The 19,641-nt window shown below is 67.6% G+C and carries 16 protein-coding genes; 6 read left to right on the forward strand and 10 right to left on the reverse strand.

Going from position 1 to position 19,641, the window contains the following annotated elements; translation table 11 throughout:
• Window positions 1-38 precede the first annotated feature (38 nt).
• From OHS03_RS24480 to sucC, 3 genes are all read right to left on the reverse strand, one after another.
• Window positions 39-1,067: a DUF5336 domain-containing protein gene (locus tag OHS03_RS24480; protein WP_328657327.1), complete on the reverse strand. Its 1,029-nt coding sequence runs from the start codon at window positions 1,065-1,067 to the stop codon at window positions 39-41.
• 204 nt (window positions 1,068-1,271) lie between these two features.
• Window positions 1,272-2,189 carry a succinate--CoA ligase subunit alpha gene (gene sucD, locus OHS03_RS24485; protein WP_056814017.1) on the reverse strand — a complete coding sequence of 306 codons (918 nt, stop codon included), beginning with the start codon at window positions 2,187-2,189 and terminating at the stop codon, window positions 1,272-1,274.
• A gap of 12 nt (window positions 2,190-2,201) precedes the next feature.
• Entirely contained in the window at window positions 2,202-3,368 is a 1,167-nt protein-coding gene (sucC, locus tag OHS03_RS24490; protein WP_056814020.1) for an ADP-forming succinate--CoA ligase subunit beta, read from the reverse strand.
• Window positions 3,369-3,885: 517 nt separating this feature from the next.
• Here sucC and OHS03_RS24495 point away from each other — a divergent pair.
• Both OHS03_RS24495 and OHS03_RS24500 read left to right on the forward strand, forming a co-directional pair.
• Window positions 3,886-4,926: a M23 family metallopeptidase gene (locus OHS03_RS24495; protein ID WP_328657329.1), complete on the forward strand. Its 1,041-nt coding sequence runs from the start codon at window positions 3,886-3,888 to the stop codon at window positions 4,924-4,926.
• Between the two features lie 73 nt (window positions 4,927-4,999).
• The gene (locus tag OHS03_RS24500; protein ID WP_328657331.1) at window positions 5,000-6,421 is read left to right on the forward strand and encodes a DUF1731 domain-containing protein; all 1,422 of its coding nucleotides are present in this window, start codon (window positions 5,000-5,002) and stop codon (window positions 6,419-6,421) included.
• A 14-nt stretch (window positions 6,422-6,435) separates the two neighbouring features.
• Here the strand turns inward: OHS03_RS24500 and OHS03_RS24505 are convergent, their stop codons facing one another.
• Window positions 6,436-8,778 (reverse strand): UvrD-helicase domain-containing protein, encoded by a 2,343-nt coding sequence (locus tag OHS03_RS24505; RefSeq protein WP_235569487.1) that lies wholly within the window; start codon window positions 8,776-8,778, stop codon window positions 6,436-6,438.
• Between the two features lie 616 nt (window positions 8,779-9,394).
• Between OHS03_RS24505 and OHS03_RS24510 the strand changes: the two genes are divergently transcribed.
• Complete coding sequence (locus OHS03_RS24510) at window positions 9,395-9,688, forward strand: chorismate mutase (RefSeq protein ID WP_056816138.1); 294 nt, start codon at window positions 9,395-9,397, stop codon at window positions 9,686-9,688.
• A gap of 101 nt (window positions 9,689-9,789) precedes the next feature.
• Here OHS03_RS24510 and OHS03_RS24515 read toward each other — a convergent pair whose 3' ends face one another.
• Window positions 9,790-11,247 carry an NAD-dependent succinate-semialdehyde dehydrogenase gene (locus OHS03_RS24515; RefSeq protein WP_328657333.1) on the reverse strand — a complete coding sequence of 486 codons (1,458 nt, stop codon included), beginning with the start codon at window positions 11,245-11,247 and terminating at the stop codon, window positions 9,790-9,792.
• 247 nt (window positions 11,248-11,494) lie between these two features.
• Here OHS03_RS24515 and pgi point away from each other — a divergent pair, with 247 nt between their 5' ends.
• Window positions 11,495-13,138: a glucose-6-phosphate isomerase gene (pgi, locus tag OHS03_RS24520; protein WP_328657335.1), complete on the forward strand. Its 1,644-nt coding sequence runs from the start codon at window positions 11,495-11,497 to the stop codon at window positions 13,136-13,138.
• On the opposite strand, the gene OHS03_RS24525 is transcribed toward pgi, so the two are convergent.
• From OHS03_RS24525 to OHS03_RS24540, 4 genes are all read right to left on the reverse strand, one after another.
• Window positions 13,107-13,682 carry a potassium channel family protein gene (locus tag OHS03_RS24525; protein ID WP_328657337.1) on the reverse strand — a complete coding sequence of 192 codons (576 nt, stop codon included), beginning with the start codon at window positions 13,680-13,682 and terminating at the stop codon, window positions 13,107-13,109. The two genes, pgi and OHS03_RS24525, sit on opposite strands and share 32 nt — an antisense overlap.
• Window positions 13,683-13,759: 77 nt before the next feature.
• Window positions 13,760-14,425: a nucleoside/nucleotide kinase family protein gene (locus OHS03_RS24530; RefSeq protein ID WP_328657339.1), complete on the reverse strand. Its 666-nt coding sequence runs from the start codon at window positions 14,423-14,425 to the stop codon at window positions 13,760-13,762.
• Between the two features lie 49 nt (window positions 14,426-14,474).
• Window positions 14,475-16,103 carry an acyl-CoA dehydrogenase family protein gene (locus OHS03_RS24535; RefSeq protein WP_328657341.1) on the reverse strand — a complete coding sequence of 543 codons (1,629 nt, stop codon included), beginning with the start codon at window positions 16,101-16,103 and terminating at the stop codon, window positions 14,475-14,477.
• 18 nt (window positions 16,104-16,121) lie between these two features.
• The gene (locus OHS03_RS24540; protein WP_328657343.1) at window positions 16,122-16,727 is read right to left on the reverse strand and encodes a TetR/AcrR family transcriptional regulator; all 606 of its coding nucleotides are present in this window, start codon (window positions 16,725-16,727) and stop codon (window positions 16,122-16,124) included.
• A gap of 63 nt (window positions 16,728-16,790) precedes the next feature.
• Here OHS03_RS24540 and OHS03_RS24545 point away from each other — a divergent pair, with 63 nt between their 5' ends.
• Window positions 16,791-17,588, forward strand: a complete 798-nt coding sequence (locus OHS03_RS24545) for a crotonase/enoyl-CoA hydratase family protein (RefSeq protein WP_328657345.1) — start codon at window positions 16,791-16,793, stop codon at window positions 17,586-17,588.
• Window positions 17,588-18,925: a hypothetical protein gene (locus OHS03_RS24550; RefSeq protein ID WP_328657347.1), complete on the forward strand. Its 1,338-nt coding sequence runs from the start codon at window positions 17,588-17,590 to the stop codon at window positions 18,923-18,925. The genes OHS03_RS24545 and OHS03_RS24550 overlap by 1 nt, the downstream gene beginning before the upstream one ends.
• On the opposite strand, the gene OHS03_RS24555 is transcribed toward OHS03_RS24550, so the two are convergent.
• Window positions 18,926-19,615, reverse strand: a complete 690-nt coding sequence (locus OHS03_RS24555) for a TetR/AcrR family transcriptional regulator (RefSeq protein ID WP_328657350.1) — start codon at window positions 19,613-19,615, stop codon at window positions 18,926-18,928.
• Between the last annotated feature and the right edge of the window lie 26 nt (window positions 19,616-19,641).

Below are 19,641 nucleotides of genomic sequence, written 5' to 3' on the forward strand. Positions count from 1 at the left end.
GCGATCGAACCTGAACCACCGTGCGGCAGCCGTCGGTTCTACTTGTTGTCGTCGTTCGGACGGAACGCGGTGGTCGCGTCGGCCGCCGGATCGGCGGTCTGCTCGCCACCGAACGGCTGCGGCTGACCCGGCGACGACGGCTGCGCGCCACCGTAGGTCGGCGCACCGAACGGCTGGCCCTGCTGCTGCCCACCGAAGGTCTGCGTCGCGCTCTCGTCGGGACGAGGCTGTGCCTGCGGCGCCGAACCATACGGCGAGGGCTGCTGCTGCGGCTGCGGGGCACCGTACTGCTGGCCGTAAGGCGACTGCTGCGGCTGCTGACCGTAGGCCTGCTGACCCGGCTGGCCGTAGGACGGCTGCGCCTGCGGCACCGACGGCTGGCTCTGCTGGCCGTACGGCGACGGCGACTGCGTCGGGTACTGGCCACCGGTCTGGGCCTGGCCGTAACCGGTCTGACCGTACTGCTGGCCGCCGGTCTGGCCGTAGCCCTGCTGGCCGTAACCCTGCTGACCGTACTGGCCGTACTGGCCCGGCTGCTGTTGCGGCTGAGCCGGTTTCGGCGCGGGCACCTTGATGATCCCCAGCCCGAACAGCAGTGCCAGCACCAGCAACACAGCGACGACGAACGAGAACGCGGCGACGACGAACGCGCCCCACTGCAGTTCCACGCCTTCGCCCACGCTGATCAGCGAGACGACGACACCGAGGAACGAGGCCACCGCGAGCGCGGCGGCGACACCGAGGACATTCTGCTTGGGCAGCAACGACAGCCCGGCCAGCAAGGCAGCGGCCAGGATGAGCGTCGCGATCGCGCCGTTGCTGGACTCGAACATGCTGCCGGTCGAGGTCTCACGCAGCGCGGTGAAGCCGACATAGGGTGCGAAGCCGAGGAGGAAGGTGACGACGCCGAGTCCGGCTGCGGCCGCGGTCAGAATGAACGGCAGCCCTTTGCCTTCCGAACCGGTCGCGGTCGATGGCGCAGCCGCGGCGGCTCCGGTACTCGGGCCCTGGGGCGCGGCGGGTGTCACGGGTGCGTTGTACCCGGAGCCCCCGGTCGGGTATGACATGTCTCGTCGTCTCCTTGTCGAGTCGTGCGCATCGGTCGCGTCGAACTGACTGGTGCCTGATCCGATACCTGACGCTACTGCACGCCACGGCCCCGGTCATCACCAACCGATGCAGGCTGTGGATAAACCACTACCTGTGGATGAATCGACGAAGGCCGCCCAGGTTAAACCTGAAAGCGGCCTTCGACAGTGTGAGATTTCAGATCACGCAGAAGCGATAGACGCCTTCTCCAAGATCTCGCGAGCGAGCGCGGCGGTGGCGGACGGCGTCTTGCCGACCTTCACGCCTGCGGCCTCGAGCGCGTCCTGCTTGGCCTGCGCGGTACCGCCACCACTGGAGACGATGGCGCCGGCGTGGCCCATGGTTTTGCCCTCGGGCGCGGTGAAACCGGCGACGTAGCCGACGACCGGCTTGGTCACATTGGCCTTGATGTAGGCGGCCGCACGCTCTTCAGCGTCGCCACCGATCTCGCCGATCATGACGATGATCTTGGTCTCGGGGTCCTTCTCGAACGCCTCGATGGCGTCGATGTGGGTGGTGCCGATAACCGGGTCGCCGCCGATGCCGATCGCGGTCGAGAAACCGAAATCGCGCAGCTCGTACATCATCTGGTAGGTCAGGGTGCCCGACTTCGACACCAGGCCGATCGGGCCCTTGCCGGTGATGTTGTTCGGGGTGATGCCGACCAGCGCCTCGCCGGGGGTGATGATGCCGGGGCAGTTCGGGCCGATGATGCGGGTCTTCTCGCCCTTTTCGACGTTGTAGGCCCACGCGTAGGCGGAGTCCTGCACCGGGATGCCCTCGGTGATGACCACGAGCAGCGGGATCTCCGCGTCGATGGCCTCGATGATGGCGTCCTTGGAGAAGGCGGGCGGCACGAACGCGATGGAGGTGTCGGCGCCGGTCTTCTCGATCGCCTCGGCGACGGAGGCGAACACGGGCAGCTCGATCTCGTTGCCGTCTTTATCGGTGTGCTTGACCGTGGTCCCGGCCTTGCGCGCGTTCACGCCGCCGACGACGTTGGTGCCCGCCTTCAGCATCAGCGCGGTGTGCTTGGTGCCCTCGCCGCCGGTGATGCCCTGGACGATGACCTTGTTGTCCTTGTTCAGGAAGATGGACATGTTTACGGTTCCTTACTTGGCTGCGGCGAGTTCGGCAGCCTTGTCGGCGCCTTCGTCCATGGTCTGGGCCAGCGTCACCAGCGGGTGGTTGGCCTCGGCGAGGATGCGACGACCCTCTTCGACGTTGTTGCCGTCCAGGCGAACGACCAGCGGCTTGGTGGCCGCGGCACCGAGCACCTCGAGTGCGCCGACGATGCCGTTGGCGACCGCGTCGCACGCGGTGATGCCACCGAACACGTTGACGAACACGCTCTTGACCTGCGCGTCGCCCAGGATGACGTCCAGACCAGCGGCCATCACGGCAGCCGAGGCGCCGCCGCCGATGTCGAGGAAGTTGGCCGGCTTCACGCCGCCGTGGTTCTCACCGGCGTAGGCGACGACGTCCAGGGTCGACATGACCAGACCGGCGCCGTTGCCGATGATGCCGACCTCACCGTCGAGCTTGACGTAGTTGAGGTCGTTTTCCTTGGCCTTGAGCTCGAGCGGGTCGGTCGCGTCGACGTCGGCGAACTCGAGGTGGTCGGGATGCCGGTACTCGGCGTTCTCGTCCAGGGTGACCTTGCCGTCGAGGGCAAGGATCTCGTCGGTGGGGGTGCGCACCAGCGGGTTGACCTCGACCAGGGTGGTGTCTTCGTTGATGAAGACCTCCCACAGCTTCTGGATGGTCACGGCCGCGGCGTCGAGCACGTCGGCGGGCAGGTGACCCTTCTCCGCGATCTCACGGGCGAAGGCCAGGTCGACACCCTTGACGGCGTCGACGGCGATCTTGGCGAGGCGCTCGGGAGTCTTCTCCGCGACCTCTTCGATCTCCATGCCGCCCTCGACCGAACACATGGCCAGGTAGGTGCGGTTGGAACGGTCGAGCAGGAAGGAGATGTAGTACTCCTCCGCGATGTCCTTGGCCTCGGCGACCAGAAGCTTCTTGACGATGTGGCCCTTGATGTCGAGGCCGAGGATGTTCTGCGCGTGCGTGAACGCGTCGTCCGGAGTGGCCGCGTACTTGACGCCGCCAGCCTTGCCGCGGCCGCCCACCTTGACCTGCGCCTTGACCATCACAGGCTTGCCGATTTCCTCGGCAATGGCGCGTGCTTCTTCAGCCGTGTCGCAAACACGACCCTCGGACGAAGGCACTCCGTGCTTAACGAAGAGCTCCTTCGCCTGATATTCGAAGAGATCCATGTACTCACCGTCTCGTCTGCGTTGCTATGACAACGTCTTTGTTGGCGGCCCGACGTCGGTAGCGGGTCGGATCGGACTGTAGCTAGTCACGGGGAGGGCTAAACGACCACGTTCATAGTAAGTGGCGCAGGTCACGACCCATAACGGAAGCCCCGGAAAACCGCTGGCCAAGGCTACTGGCGAGTAGTTTTTCGCCGTTTGCCAACGCCTTGGCAGGTCGGGCCACCTAAAGCCCGGACACCCCGGCATCTACTACGTTATGTCGTCGACAGACCTCACCCGAGATGCCGGAAAACGGTGAGTTATTCCTCGGCGTTACGGTGACGAATGTCACACACAGGTGTAGGTTTTCGACCAGCGCTTGCCACTCTGCAATCGCTTCGTTACCGTCAATGCGGTCGAAGTCACAACCAGGTCACGACAACCAGGTCACGACTGGCAAGTCAGGACTGAGGAGGACGACAAGCTTGAGGTACTTCAGTACTCGCTTGGAACAGCTGGCGATTCGGTACGGCCGATGAACCACCGCTCCACCCTTCCAGTCGAAAATCGCACCAGCTCCGACCGCCGTTACCGGTATGCCGACGAATACACGTCGCATCCGCAGGCCCGTCGAGCCCCCGCCGCCGCATGGCCGCAGACCGACGATGCGTGGCGCGATCAGAACACCTGGTCCGACGACGCGGCATGGACGCCCGCCGAGGACGAATGGACCGCGGACGAGTCCTATGACACCGGCACGTACGGCGCCGACTGGGCGCCCGTGGCCGAAGAGACCGCCGCGGAAGAGCGGCCCGCGCCGCGCCGCGCCGAACGTCGCGGCGGCGCACACCGCGTCCCCGCACCGCCCGCCGCGCTGAAGGGCCGCGCCGCGGTCATCGCCGTCGCCGCAGGCGCTGTTGTCGCCGCGGGTCAGGCGGCTATGGCCGATCCGGGCCAGCCCGCACACGGCATCGATTACGAGGCAGCGGGCCAGGTTCACGAGATCGCCGCCCAGTCGATGAGCACCGCCGACGTCGGCGACCCGGGCACCGGCGCTTCGCCGCAGGTACTCGACGCCACCGGTGTCGCCGACAAGAGCCATTTCGACGACATCCTCGCCAAGGGCGCCAAGTTCGCCGAAGACCTCGCCGCCCAGGAATCCGCCAAGCTGCGGCCCCTGTTCACCAAGTTCACCTCGGGCAACTACACCTCCGGCTTCGGCGCCCGCTGGGGCGTCCAGCACCTCGGCATCGACGTCGCCGGTCCGATCGGCACCCCGATCTACGCGGTCGCCGACGGCACCATCATCGAAGCGGGCCCGGCCTCCGGTTTCGGCATGTGGGTCCGCGTCCTGCACGACGACGGCACCGTCACCATCTACGGCCACATCGACACCGCCACCGTCTCGCAGGGCGAGCGCGTGATGGCGGGCGACCAGATCGCCACCATGGGCAACCGCGGCTTCTCCACCGGCCCGCACTGCCACTTCGAGGTCTGGCTCAACGGCACCGACAAGATCGACCCGGTCCCGTGGCTCGCCACCCGCGGCATCAGCCTGGGCGCCCAGCGCGACTGACGTGGCGTGAAATCGCTTCTACGTGACCAGTAGCACGCTTCCGCTCTGTCAGGGGCGGGGTTAGCGTTGCGGTATGGCTGGTACGACGAAGTACACACAGTTCATCGGGCTCGCACCGGAATTGGTGTGGGGTGTGCTCGGGGATCTCGAGCAGTGGCCGGAGTGGAATCCCGGAGTGCGATCGGTGCGGATGCACTCGCCGGTCGCTGTCGGGGCCACCGGCGATTATCTGCCCAACGGAAACGTCTCGGCCCGGATCCACAGGCGGTTCGCAAAAGCGTTCACTGTCACCACCTTCGAACCGAATCGTGAGATCGGGATCGAGCAGCCCGAACCCGCGGGCGCCATGCATCTCACCTGGCGGCTGACGCCCCGCGACGGTGGCACCGAGCTCACCCAGGAACTCCGCTTCACCGGCCCCTCCGCCGGTGCGGCGCGCACCGTCGTTCGCCCCTTCATCGAAACCGATGCGCGCGTGAACTTCTCGCGCCTGGCCCGGCTGGCCGGACTCGCCCCCGTCGACAGCGCGCTGAATGTCGTCATCGCGGGCGGCACCGGCGCACTCGGACTCCAGATCGCCGCCGATCTGACCTGCCGCGGACAGCGCGTCACCCTGCTGACCCGCCGCCGCAACCCCGATCTCCCGTTCCGCCAGACCGAATGGGACGGCCGCTCGCTCGGCTCCTGGTCGGCCGAACTGCGCGAACCCGGTCGGCTCGCGGTGATCAACCTCGCCGGAAAGCTGGTCGACTGCAGGCCGACCGAACGCAATATCGCCGAATTGCGCTCCAGCCGAGTCGATTCCACCGCCGCTCTGGTCGCCGCCGCGGGCCTGCGCGACACCCCCGTCGACTACTGGGTGCAAGCCAGCACCACGGCCATCTGGTCGGACGCGGGCGAAACCCGGTGCACCGAAACAACTCCCCTGCCGGTCGGTCTCCCGCAGATGACCGGCGTGGCCCAGCCGTGGGAGGAGGCGTTCGATCCCGCCCGCGCCGACCACTGGACGATCCTGCGCACCTCCATCGTTCTCGACCCCGACGCCCCCGCCCTCAAACGCCTCGGCCAGCTCACCAAGGCCGGTCTCGGCGGCCGCGTCGGCCCCGGCGATCAGTGGTTCAGCTGGATCCACATCGAGGACTGGCTGGCCATCGTCCGAACCTGCCTCGGCCTCGACCCCACTGTCGCCCTCCCCGACGGCATCCTCGTCGCCGCCACCGAATTCCCGGTCCGCAACGCCGAACTCATGGCCACTCTCCGCCGAATCCTGCACCGTCCCTCATCACCCCCCACCCCCTCGGCGATCCTGAAGATAGGCGCGGTAGCCCTGCGCACCGACCCGGCCCTCGGCCTCACCGGCCGACACGCCACCTCCGAAGTCCTCCACAAGGCAGGCTTCGAGTTCCGCTACCCCACCCTCGACGAAGCCCTGACAGACCTGCTCGGTTCCGCCTCTCCGCGTATTCAGCGTGCCGTGCGGGAGCTCGACCGTTAGGTTGCCCAACCACCTCACAACTTCACAATGGTCCGACTGAACTGTGGAATCAACCGAATCTTCCCCGCGGACCCGAAGTCGATGGTCACCGTAGCCAACGGCCCCACCCCGTCAGCGGCGACAACCCGCCCCAACCCGTACTTGTCGTCGGTGACCCGATCGCCCACGGCCAGCACCAATTCCGTGTTGTTGCGCTTCACCGCACCGCCCGGCGCCGGCCTGCGCTCGCCGGATCCTCCACGCACGCCGGGCCGCTGATCCCACCCGTTCCCACTGGTCCAGTCCCGATCGAAGCCGCTGTCCTCACCCCGACGCCGCCCCCGCTGCACCGGTGAGATCACCGGCTCCAGCCTGCGCCAATCCAGCAGATGCTGCGGAATCTCCTGCAGGAAACGCGATTCCGGGTTGGACACCGGCTGCCCCCACCCCGACCGCACCACCGCGCGCGAAAGATAGAGCCGCTGCCGCGCCCGCGTGATCCCCACATAGGCCAACCGGCGTTCCTCGGCCAGCTCGTTCGGATCACCCAGCGCCCGCATATGCGGGAACTGCCCGTCCTCCCAACCGGTGACGAACACCACCGGGAATTCCAGCCCCTTGGCCGTGTGCAGCGTCATCATGGTGACCACACCCGTGCCCTCGTCCGGGATCTGATCGGTATCGGCGACCAAGGACACCCGCTCGAGGAAAGCCGCCAGCGATCCCGGCTCCGGCTCACCGTCGCCCGCCTCCGGCACCAGCCCTTCCTCGCGCGCCGCCTCGGCATTGTTGAACGCCTCGGAACTGAATTCGCGTGCGACGCTGACCAATTCGTTGAGGTTGTCGAGCCGGGCGCCGTCTTGCGGATCGTCGGAGGCTTCCAGTTCGCCGCGATATCCGGTGCGGTCGAGCACCGCCTCGACCACGTTCCCCACATCGGGATAGTCGCTGTCGGCTCGCTTGCCCGCCACCCGAATCTCGTCGAGTAGATCGAGGAATCCCGCGATGGCCCGCTGCGCACGGGTATTCAGCAACGCGACCTTGCCATCGGCAGCGTCACGCAGCGCCGCGGCGAAACCGATACCGCGCTGTTCGGCGTGCACCGCCACGCACGCCTCCGCCCGATCGCCGATCCCGCGACGCGGCGTATTGAGAATGCGGCGCACACTCACCGCGTCCTCGGGATTCTCCAGCACGCGCAGGTATGCCACCACGTCACGCACTTCTTTGCGCTCGTAGAACCGCACACCACCGACGACCTTGTACGGCAGGCCCATTCGGATGAAGATCTCTTCCAGCGCACGCGAATTGTTGTTGGTGCGATAGAACACCGCCACGTCGCCGTAGTTGGCATCGCCCGTGTCGACGAGCCGGTCGATTTCCTTGGCGACGAAGGAGGCTTCGTCGTGTTCGTTGTCGGCGACGTAGCCGGTGATCAGTTCACCCTCGCCGGAATCGGTCCACAGTTTCTTCTCGCGCCTGCCCTCGTTACGCGAGATCACCGCGTTGGCGGCGGACAGAATGTGCTGGGTGGAGCGGTAGTTCTGCTCCAGCAGAATGGTTTCCGCATCCGGGAAGTCGCGTTCGAATTCCTCGATGTTGCGGATCGTGGCGCCACGGAACGCGTAGATCGACTGGTCGGCGTCACCGACCACGCACAACTCGCTCGGCTCGACCGCCTGTTCCTCCGACTCGCTGTGATGCCCGACCAACTCACGCACGAGCACGTACTGGGCGTGGTTGGTGTCCTGGTACTCGTCGACCAGCACATGCCGGAACCGGCGCCGGTAGTACTCGGCCACCTGCGGATGGTTCTGCAGCAGCGCCACGGTCTCGCCGATCAGATCGTCGAAGTCCATCGCGTTGGCTGTGCGCAACCGCCGCTGGTACTCGGCGTAGACCCTGGCGACCAGAGCGGGCAGTTCGGTGTCGTCGGCTTCGGCGTCGGCGGCGGCCTTTTCCGGACCGATCAGTTCGTTCTTCAGATTCGAAATGGCCGTCGACAGCAACCGCGCAGAATACTTCTTCGTGTCGATCTCGAAATCGCGGCTGATCATCGTCAGCAAACGACGCGAATCATCCGCGTCGTAGATCGAGAAATTCGAATTCAAGCCGGGCAGCAGCGCCGCCTGCATCCGCAGAATGCGCACGCAGCTGGAATGGAAGGTCGACACCCACATGCTGGTCGCGCGCGGACCGACCAGCCCGGCGACGCGTTCACGCATCTCGGCGGCGGCCTTGTTGGTGAAGGTGATGGCCAGGATCTCGCCGGTGCGCACACCCCGCGCCGCGAGCAGATACGCGATTCGACGGGTGAGCACCGCGGTCTTGCCCGAGCCCGCGCCCGCCACGATCAGCAGCGGGGACCCCGCGTGCATCACCGCGGCACGCTGGGGCGGGTTGAGCCCGTCGAGCAATCGCTCGATCTCCTCGGCGCGCTGTTGTTCGCGCTCCTGGCGGCGCTGGGACTGTTCGGCACTGTTCCTGGCCGCCGCCTGAGCCAGCGCGGACGCACCGCTTCCACCACCGTCCGCAGGCGGTAGCGCGGCACCGCTCGGCGCGGGCGCCGGTTCGCTGGGATCGGTGGCTGAGGCGTGGGGAGCGACCGTGATGTCCATCGTCTGTCCACGCTACCGGCGGCCACCGACAAGCCGCGAACCCCGGCCGCCGAGGTGGCCGGCAGGCGGCAGCTCGGCAAACTACGGGTGAACTCGACCAGGTAGGCGCGAGCAGCGCTGGTGAACGTTCTCAGCGAATTCACAAACTGAACTGTTTTGCCTACCTAGCGCCCCATGGCAGACTGGGCGACATGGTCAGCGCTTCTCCGCATGCCCGGATCGGAGGCCGATCCGATATCGTGGCGGCGAGTACGACTTGTGTGTACTCCCGGGGGATCATGTACCGCCCATCGGGAAAGTTTCAGGGTGACGGAACAGATCGGGTAACAGGCCGTTCGGTTTGACCGATCCAAGTTCTGACACGAGGAGATGAATGATGAGCACCCCCGCTACGACCACCGGCTCCGATTCGGCCTTGCCGCAGTCCGAAGCCGAGATCGACAAGCTCCGCCTCGAGATCGATCAGCTCGATGCCACGATCCTCGCCGCGATCAAACGCCGCAGCGAAATTTCCCGGATCATCGGCCGCACCCGCATGGCTTCCGGCGGGACGCGCCTGGTCCACAGCCGTGAGATGAAGGTGCTCGAGCGCTTCAGTGAGCTCGGCCAGGAGGGCCACACCCTCGCCATGCTCCTGCTCCGCCTCGGCCGCGGCCGACTCGGCCGCTAGCCCCAGACCACAGACCTCGCGGCGGACCAGCCAGTTCGCCGCTTCCGAAAAGCCGCCCCGGGTGCGACACCATCCCCGGGGCGGTTATTTTTTGGCCCGGCTCAGGTCAGGGCGATGTATTTGGTGTTCAGGTATTCCTCGATGCCCTCGGTGCCGCCCTCCCGACCGAAGCCCGACTCCTTGACCCCGCCGAACGGGGCCGCGGGGTCGGAGATGACGCCACGGTTGACGCCCACCATGCCGCTTTCCATCGCCTCCGAGATCCGAAGCGCGCGATCGAGGTCTCGGGTGAAGACGTAGCTGACCAGCCCGTATTCGGTCTCGTTGGCGGCCGCGACGCCCTCGTCCTCGGTATCGAAGGCGACGATCGGAGCCACCGGGCCGAAGACCTCCTCGCGCAGGATGCGGGCGGTCGGCGGCACATCGGCCAGGATCGTGGCCGGGTAGTACCACCCCGGACCGCTGGGGGCCTTACCGCCGATCAGGACTCGCGCGCCGACGGAGACAGCATCGTCGACCAGGTCGCTCACGATCTCGCGCTGGTCCTCGCTCACCAGCGGGCCGAGGGTGGTCGCGGAATCGGTGCCCGGCCCCATCACGACGGTGTCGGCCATCGCGGCGACGAACTTCTCGGTGAACTCGGCGACCACACCACGCTGGACGTAGAACCGGTTGGCCGCGGTGCACGCTTCGCCGCCGTTGCGCAGCTTCGCCTGCATCGCACCGGCCACGGCGGCGTCGATATCGGCATCGTCGAACACCACGAACGGTGCGTTGCCGCCCAATTCCATGGACGTGCGCAGCAACCGGTTCGCGGACGCGGAAACGAGTTTCTTGCCGACTTCGGTGGAGCCGGTGAAGGTGAGCTTGCGCAGCCGCGGATCGTCGATCAGCGGGCCCGTGACAGCCCCGGAACGCTGCGTCGTGACCACCGACAGCACCCCGTCGGGCAGGCCCGCTTCGCTACAGAGCTTGGCCAGCGCCAGCATGGTCAGCGGCGTCGCCGAGGCGGGCTTGACGATCATCGTGCAGCCCGCCGCCAACGCGGGCCCGATCTTGCGGGTGCCCATGGCGAGGGGGAAATTCCACGGCGTGATCGCCAGGCACGGCCCCACCGGCTGCTTGGCGACCATGATCCGCCCCGTGCCCGAGGGCGCGTTCAGATACCGCCCGTGAATCCGCACCGCCTCTTCGCTGTTCCAGCGGAAGAACTCGGCGCCGTAGCGGACTTCATTGCGGCTCTCCGCGAGCGCCTTGCCCATCTCGAGCGTCATCAACAGCGCGAATTCCTCCGCCCGCGCGGTCAGCTGCTCGAACACCGTTCGCAGGATTTCGCCCCGTTCCCGCGACGGCGTCGCGGCCCACGCGTCCCCCGCCGCGACGGCCGCGTCGAGCGCCCGCATCGCGTCCTCGGGGGTCGCGTCCGCCACCTGCGCGATCACCGCCCCGTCGGCCGGATTGCGGACGTCGAAAGTCCCACCCCCGGTAGCTTCAACGGGTCCGGAGCCGATCCACAAACCCTTGGGTACGAAGTCGAGTACATCGCGTTCAGACACCATGCGCCCAGCCTAAGCCCGCCACCCCAGCCAACACCTGAACACCGAGTCGGACGATCACCACCTTCCTCTCCCCGCGCCCGCGACCCCTAGGGAGCGGCGGCCACGAAGTGGCCGGTCCGCGGCCGGGTCGCCGGTCAGGCGCCGGTGCGTAGGCGACGAAGGAGCAAGCACCGGTGCCTGACCGGCGGCCCCTCAGGGCCGCGGACACGCGCGCGCCAGCGCGCCGATGACGCGGTACCCTCGGGTCGTGAGCAGCAGCGACATCACCGCGTCGGCGGCCTGGCAGGCACTGCACGGCAATCACCGCACCGTTGCGCCGATGCATCTACGGCAACTGTTCGCCGAGGACCCGAAACGCGGCCACGAGCTGACGCTGCGGGTGGCCGACCTGCACATCGACTACAGCAAACATCGCGTGACCCGCGAAACTCTGCGCCTGCTCATCGATCTCGCGCACACGGCCGGTGTGCCGCAGCGCCGCGACGCGATGTATTCGGGTCAGCACATCAACACTTCCGAAGACCGCGCTGTCGGCCATATCGCGCTGCGCCTTCCGGTCGGCGACCAGCTCTGTATCGACGGCACCGACGCCGACGCCGAGGTGCACGACGTCCTGCACCGGATGGGCGAATTCGCCGATTCGGTGCGCTCGGGCGAGTGGCTCGGCGCGACCGGAAAACGCATCGAGACCATCGTCAATATCGGCATCGGCGGCTCGGATCTGGGGCCGGACATGGTCTATCGCGCGCTGCGCCACTATGTCGACGCGGGCATCGCCGCCCGTTTCGTCTCGAACGTCGACCCCACCGATCTGGTCGCCAAGCTCGCCGGACTCGACCCGGCGACCACCCTGTTCGTCGTCGCGTCGAAGACCTTCTCGACGCTGGAAACCCTCACCAACGCGACCGCGGCGCGCCGCTGGCTGGTCACCGCGCTGGGCGAGGAAGCGGTCGCCAAGCATTTCGTCGCGGTATCGACGAACGCGGAACGGGTGGCCGCCTTCGGAATCGACACCGCGCACATGTTCGGTTTCTGGGATTGGGTCGGCGGTCGCTATTCGGTGGATTCGGCTATCGGGCTTTCGGTGATGGTGACCATCGGCAAGGAGAAGTTCGCCGAGTTCCTCAGCGGAATGCACGCCATAGACAAGCATTTCGCGACCGCACCGCTGCAAGAGAACGCGCCGGTGCTGCTGGCGATGCTCGGCGTCTGGTACTCGAATTTCTTCGGCGCCGAATCCCGTGTGGTGCTGCCCTATTCGAACGACCTGGGTCGATTCCCGGCCTATCTGCAGCAATTGACGATGGAGTCCAACGGTAAGTCGGTGCGCGCCGACGGCACTCCGGTGACCTCGTCGACCGGCGAGATCTTCTGGGGCGAGCCGGGTACCAACGGCCAGCACGCCTTCTACCAACTCCTGCATCAGGGCACGCGCCTGATCCCCGCCGACTTCCTCGGCTTCGCCAGGTCCACCGACGACCTGCCGACCCGCGACGGCACCGGCAGTATGCAGGACATCCTGATGAGCAACCTGTTCGCGCAGTCGAAGGTGCTGGCCTTCGGCAAGACCGCCGAGGAGATCCGGGCCGAGGGCACCGACCCGGAACTGGTGCCGCACAAGGTGATGCCGGGCAACCGGCCGAGCACCACGATCCTGGCGGCGGAGCTCACACCGTCGGCGCTGGGGCAACTGATCGCGCTCTACGAGCACCAGGTATTCGTCGAGGGCATCATCTGGGGCGTCGACAGCTTCGATCAGTGGGGCGTCGAACTGGGCAAGCAGCAGGCGCTGGCCCTGATGCCGTTGCTCAGCGGGCCGGAAAAGCCGGTGTCGGTGGGTGATTCGTCGACCGACGAGCTCATCGAGTGGTATCGGACGCACCGCCGCTGACGTCACGCGCTTCCCGCGCGGCACGAGTCGCGGCTTGGACCCGGCCGGTCACGCTGGTAGTGATGATGGTGAGCAGGGTGCCGAGCACCACCAGGTCGAACACGATCTGCACCATCGTCGCGATCCGCGCCGCCTGACCGGCGGCGTGCACATCGCCGTAACCGACGGTGCCGAGCGTGGCGAGCGTGTAATACAGTGCATCGGTGCGGGTTTCGAGCCCGTCGAATTGATCCGGATGAAGCTGCTGCAACCGGAAATAGAACAGGGCGAACACCACGCCGACGACGCACACGAGCAGCAGTAATCCGTCGACCTGCGCACCCATGGCGGTCGGCGCCCTGAGGTAGTTATCGATCCGCCGCCAGACCAGCCAGCCGATTCCCGCGAGCCCGGCCAGGAACAGACACACCCCCAGCAACCGCCCCGGCCACGCGTCGAGCTCGAACGCCCAACCCACTGGCACGCTGTAGTACAGCAACACCGAGCAAAACGCCGCCGCACCATTGCGCATCACATGATGGGGGAACCGCCGATCTCGCGTCATCACTCCATGATTGCCCCGAAGCCGCCGATTTCCGCGCACACGCGCCGAGCAGGTCGGAGCAGCCCGTTCGAAACGGATCAGGTTACCCGGTAGCCGTGCCCCGCGGCGGTCAACACGTGGTCAGCGCGGCCCCTACTCGCTGCTATGAGATCGACGTTGCGCAGATCGCTCCCCGTCACCTTCTCCCGTGCCTGATCCGGCGTTCGCCCGCCGGCGGTGTGGCGGTCCATGAGTCGTTCGGTGAGCACTCCACGCGGCGCGTCCAGGTACCAGCACGCATCGAGCAGCCCGCGGACCTCCGCCCAACCCGGCGCCTCGGCATCGGTCAGCAGCAGGTAGTTGCCCTCGACGATGACCACCCGCTCGTCACACACGACCACGCCGCCGTCGGTCGGCTCGTCGATCGCGCGATCGAACAGCGGCCATGGCACCGGCGCTCCGACCGGTGTTTCCCGCAGCAACCGCAGATCCGCGACGAACCCGCCCGCGTCGAAGGTATCCGGCTCACCCTTGCGCGCCAGGGCGTTGCGCGCCCGCAGCGCCTCATTTCTCAGGTGGTAGCCGTCCATCGGCGCTACCACCGCAGGCCGCCCCGACGTGATCGACTCGGCGCACAGCCGCTGCGCCAGTGTCGACTTCCCGGCGCCGGGCGGCCCGGCGATCCCGAGCAGGAACCGCTCACGGCGCATCGGAATCCGTTGAGCCAGTTCGCTCACCGACAGCACCCCGCTCGCCCAGGTCACCTGGGTATCCTACCGACGAGCGCACCGGATATCGGTGAGTACATCGGACTCAGCGCACGTCGACGAATCCGCGCTCGAGGATCGCGCCGGTGTCCGCACCGACCGGCAGCGTGCCGAACGCGATGCCCCAATCACCGCCGAGGCGCGTCGCGCAGAAGGCATCCGCGACGGCGGGATGTCCGTGCCGCACCAGCTGCGCGCCCTGCAGGACCAGTGCCATCAGCTCCACGACGCGTCGAGCGCGATATTCGATGTCGGCCAGGTCGGTGAGTTCCTTGCCGACGCGGTCGATCGCGTCATCGAGGCGCGAATCGGCACCACGAGCGAGACCGACCTCGGCGAAGTACGCCTCGACCGTCTCGGGCTGACGTCCCATGGCGCGCAGAGCGTCCAGCGCCGCCACATTGCCCGAACCCTCCCAGATCGACATGAGCGGCGCCTCGCGGTACAGCCGCGGCATCCCCGATTCCTCGGCATATCCGTTGCCGCCGAGACATTCCAGTGCTTCGGCGGCATGGGCGGGAGCACGCTTGCAGACCCAGTATTTGGTGATGGCGAGTGCGATCCGGCGCAGCGCCGCTTCGGCCGGATCGCTGCCCGCGCGGTCGGTGGCGCCGGCCAGTCGCATCATCACCGTGGTCGCGGCATCCGATTCGACGACGAGGTCGGCGAGCACATTGCGCATCGCGGGCTGATCGATCAGCTTGGCGCCGAAGGCTTCTCGATGCCTAGCGTGATGGATCGCGGTCACCGCGCCGAGCCGCATGCCGGTGGCCGAGCCGATCACACAGTCGAGGCGGGTCATATTGACCATCTCGATGATCGTCTTCACGCCTGCCCCCTCGGCGCCGACGAGCCAGCCGGTGGCGTTCTCGTACTCGATCTCCGAGGACGCGTTGGACTTGTTGCCCAGCTTGTCTTTCAGTCGCTGGATGCGGAGGGGGTTGCGGGTGCCGTCGGGCAGCACGCGCGGCAGCAGGAAACACGACAGGCCACCGGGGGCCTGGGCGAGAGTGAGGAACATGTCCGACATGGGCGCCGAGGTGAACCACTTGTGCCCGACGATGCGGTACGAACCATCGGGTTGTGGGGTGGCGGTGGTGGTGTTGGCCCGGACGTCCGAGCCGCCCTGCTTCTCCGTCATCGACATACCCGCGATGAGCCCGGCCTTGGTCGACGGCTCGCGCAGGCCGAAATCGTAGGTGCGTGAACCGAGTAGCGGCTCGAAGCGGGCGGCCAGTTCGGGATTGTGGCGCAACGCCGGCACCACCGCGTAGGTCATCGAGATCGGGCACATGTGCCCGGCGTCCGCGGCGCCCCAGGTGAAGAACTTGGCGGCGCGAGCGGTGTGCGCGCCCGGCCGCTCGTCCAGCCACGGCGAACCGTGCAGGCCGTGCGCCACCGCGACCTTCATCAGGTCGTGCCAGTGCGGGTGGAATTCCACCTCGTCGACCCGATTACCCCACCGGTCGTGGGTGTGCAGCACCGGCGGGTACTCGTTGGCCAGCCTGCCCCACTCCTGCGCCTCGAAACCGCCTGCCAGCGCGCCGAGTTCGCGCACTTCCGCCTCGGCCCAGCCTGCCCCTTCGCGGTGCAGTCCTTCCAGCAGCGCGGGGTTGCGCGCGCCGTCGAAGGGGATCAGCGGTGGCGCCTGGTTGAACACTTCGTGGGTCGGCATGTCCTGCAACTCCTTCGACTACAACGTTTCCGGGCGCGCACCGAGCGCGCGCACGGCGAAAGCAACCAATTCCGGAATGACGGTCTCGGCGTGCGGAGCCGCCGCCAACGGCCCGACGAGTACCTCGCCGATCGCGCCGACAAGGGCAGCGGCGGTGAGGCTCGGGTCCTGCGCGGGCAAACGACCCTCGGCGACACCGTGTGCGATAGCGGTCTCGAACGACGCGGCGAACGCGCGCCGGAATTCCAGCCGTTGCGCGTCGACCGCGGGGTCGACGGGCTCGGCCAGCAGGACATAGGCCAGTTTCGGATTCTTCAGCGCACGACCGGCGAAGGTCTCCACCGCCGCGGTGACCCGCCCGACCACGTCACCGGTGGCCACCGCGGCCCGCACGGCGTCGACCTCGCGGGCGACCACCGTCTCGAACACCGCCGCTACCAACTCGGCCTTGTTCTCGAACTGCTTGTACACGGTGCCGGTCGCGATTCCCGCCTCGGCGGCGACCGCGGCCATCGACAACCCGGCGAACCCGTCCCGCGAGAGCACGCCGGTGGCGCCCTGCACGATCAGCGCCCGTTGCGCGTCGAGCCGGGCCTGCACGGCCGGGGTCCTGCGGTACACCATGTGAAGAAGTGAACCACTAATTCACCTCTTCACACAAGGGTGCCTTGGCCGTATGGTCGAGGAATGGAACCATCGACCGGTCAGTCGGCTCCGCCCCCCGTGCGCGTCGAGCACGCAGGCCCGGTCACGACGGTGATCCTGGATCGCCCACAGGCCCGCAACGCGGTGGACGGCCCGACCGCCCGCGCGCTGGTGGAGGCCTTCCGCGCGTTCGACGCCGACCCCACATCCTCGGTGGCAGTGCTGTGGGGCGAGAACGGCACCTTCTGCTCCGGCGCCGACCTCAAAGCCCTCGGCACCGAGAACAGCAATCACGCCGCCGAGGACGGTGACGGTCCGATGGGCCCGACCCGGCTGCGCCTGTCCAAGCCGGTGATCGCGGCGGTCTCCGGGTACGCCGTGGCGGGCGGGCTCGAACTGGCCCTGTGGTGCGATCTGCGCATTGCCGAGCAGGACGCCACTTTCGGCGTCTTCTGCCGCCGCTGGGGCGTCCCACTGATCGACGGCGGCACCGTGCGTCTGCCGCGCATCGTCGGCGAAGGTCGCGCACTCGACATGATCCTCACCGGCCGCCCGGTGAGCGCGCCCGAAGCGCTGCAGATGGGCCTGGTCACCCGGGTCGTGCCCACCGGCGATGCCCGCCGCGTCGCCGAGGAGCTGGCCGCCCAGCTGGCGGCGCTGCCCCAAACATGTCTGCGCACCGACCGCGCCGCCCTGTACGACCAGTACGGTCACACCGAGGAAGAGGCGCTGCGCGTCGAATTCCGGCACGGCCTGACCGCCCTGACCGGCGGTGCGCTCGACGGCGCCGCCCGCTTCGCCGCGGGTGAGGGCAGGCACGGTAGCGCAGACCGCCGCTGATGGACCGTCTCACAGTCGTCGACGAGATCTTCCTGCGCACCCACCGCGGCATGGGCACCCCCATCGCGCTCCAGGGGCTCTGGCGCACCACCGATGCGATGGAACCCGCCCTCCTGCAAGCGATTCACGACCGCTTACGTCGCGGCCGGTTGGGTCGCAGAGTCGTCAACCCGCGAGTCCCCGGCGCCCGCCGCGCCTGGCAACCCAACACCGGAGCGCACCCTCTCGACCTCCTCCCGAACGCCGTCGGGACATCCGAAACCGGTTGGCCGACAACACCGATGAGCCCGAACGACCGCACTTCCAGCAGCGTGGGGCCACTCGCCGAGAACGCGATCCTGCCCTGGGCCGATGGACTCGGCACCGACCTCGACCCGGAGTACACCCCGGGATGGCGTCTGTCGGCCGCGCGCCTGGACGACGGCGGAACCGTGGTGGCCGTGACGTGTTCACACGCACTCGCCGATGCCCGTGGCCTGATCCACGCCATCACCGTCGCCCTCGACTCCCTCGGAGCCGACGAGCCCACTCGCGCATCACCGGCCGCCGAGCAGAACCTGAACAGCGGCGGGAAAGGCACCCGCGCAACGTCTTCGGACTGGGCTGACGCGCGGACCCAATGGACCACCATCATCAGCGGCACCGCATGTGCGCTGCGCCGAGGCATCCCGCGGCCACCCGCAACCAGCACCCCCGACACGTCGATCGATCGCGCAATCCACAGCACCCTGCTCACCTTCGACGCAGACCACTGGGACACCACCGCGGCCACTGCCGACGGAACCGCGAACAGCCTGTTCATCCACCTGATCGCGAATATTCTGTGGCACAACGGATTCCCGAATCCGACGATCATCGCGAGCCTGCCCGTGGACACCCGCGACGAACCACGCGTCGACAACGACCTCGCGATGACCGAGATCGCGATCCAGCGCGCCGACTCGCCCGCGACAATCCGCGACAAGGCCAAAGCCGCCTATCAGCGCCGAATGTCGAGCCCCGCGAGCCTTCCCGAGGAGATCCTCCAGGTACTCCCCGACCGCTGGGCCCACACCCTCAGCAAGGGCGCGGGCGAGCGAGACATCCTGTGCTCCAACATCGGCGCCCTCCCCGAAGCCGTGCGAAAAGTCGGGCCGCACAACTGCACCCGAGTAGCCGCGCGCGCGATCCACCCCGACATCACCACTTTCCCCCGCACCCGACTCGCGGGCTACCTCTCCCACCTCGGCGATACCTACACACTCGCCCTCGTCAGCCTCGCCGCGGACAACGACGCTCTGCTCGATGCCATCGACAAGGCTTGTGCGGCAGCGGGATTACACCCCCGACCCTGGTAGTCAACCGGCAGCTATCCCGGTGAGCAGGGCACGCAACCCCCAGACGAACTGATCTTCGGAATTCCACGCCGCCATCGCGTCCACCTGCGCGGCAGAGCGCGGCCAGCGTTCGGCATCGAGCAGGGCCAGCCCGTCACGACGGTGCGCGACCCGCTCGGATTCCGTTGTGAGCGGAGGCTTTCCGTCGGTTTCGGCCACCGTGAGCGCGATCCCGCCCAGCACCTGCACGATCACCGCGTACACGCCGTTCGCCTGCCTCGCCTCGGACAACCCGCCCCGAGCCAGGCACTCGAACATCGCCTCACCGACGTCGCTCGCCGCGGGCCCGTCCATCGGCCCCGACATCATCAGCAGCGCGACCGCCGGATGCGCGAGCAGTTCGGTGCGCAGGCCGAGCGCGAACTGGACCACCGCCTCGGCCCACTCCACACCCTGATCGCGGAGGGGTTCGAGGGCGACTGCCGAGAGCACGCGTTCGATCACGGCGCGCTCCAGATCGGCGCGGCTCGCCACGTAGGTGTACACCGCGTTGGGATTCACCCCGAGCTTGCCCGCGACCGCCCGGATCGACAGTGCCCCGGCGCCGCCCTCGTCGAGGAGTCGCAGCGCGATGTCGACCACCTGCTCCTCGGTGAACGAGCGTCGAGCCGGCCGCGACGCGCCGACACCTGTTGACTTCACCTTCGACATGCGGTGGACTGTACCCCGTACAGTTA

The sequence above is a fragment of the Nocardia salmonicida genome (genome assembly GCF_036142455.1).
Lineage (GTDB): Bacteria > Actinomycetota > Actinomycetes > Mycobacteriales > Mycobacteriaceae > Nocardia > Nocardia salmonicida.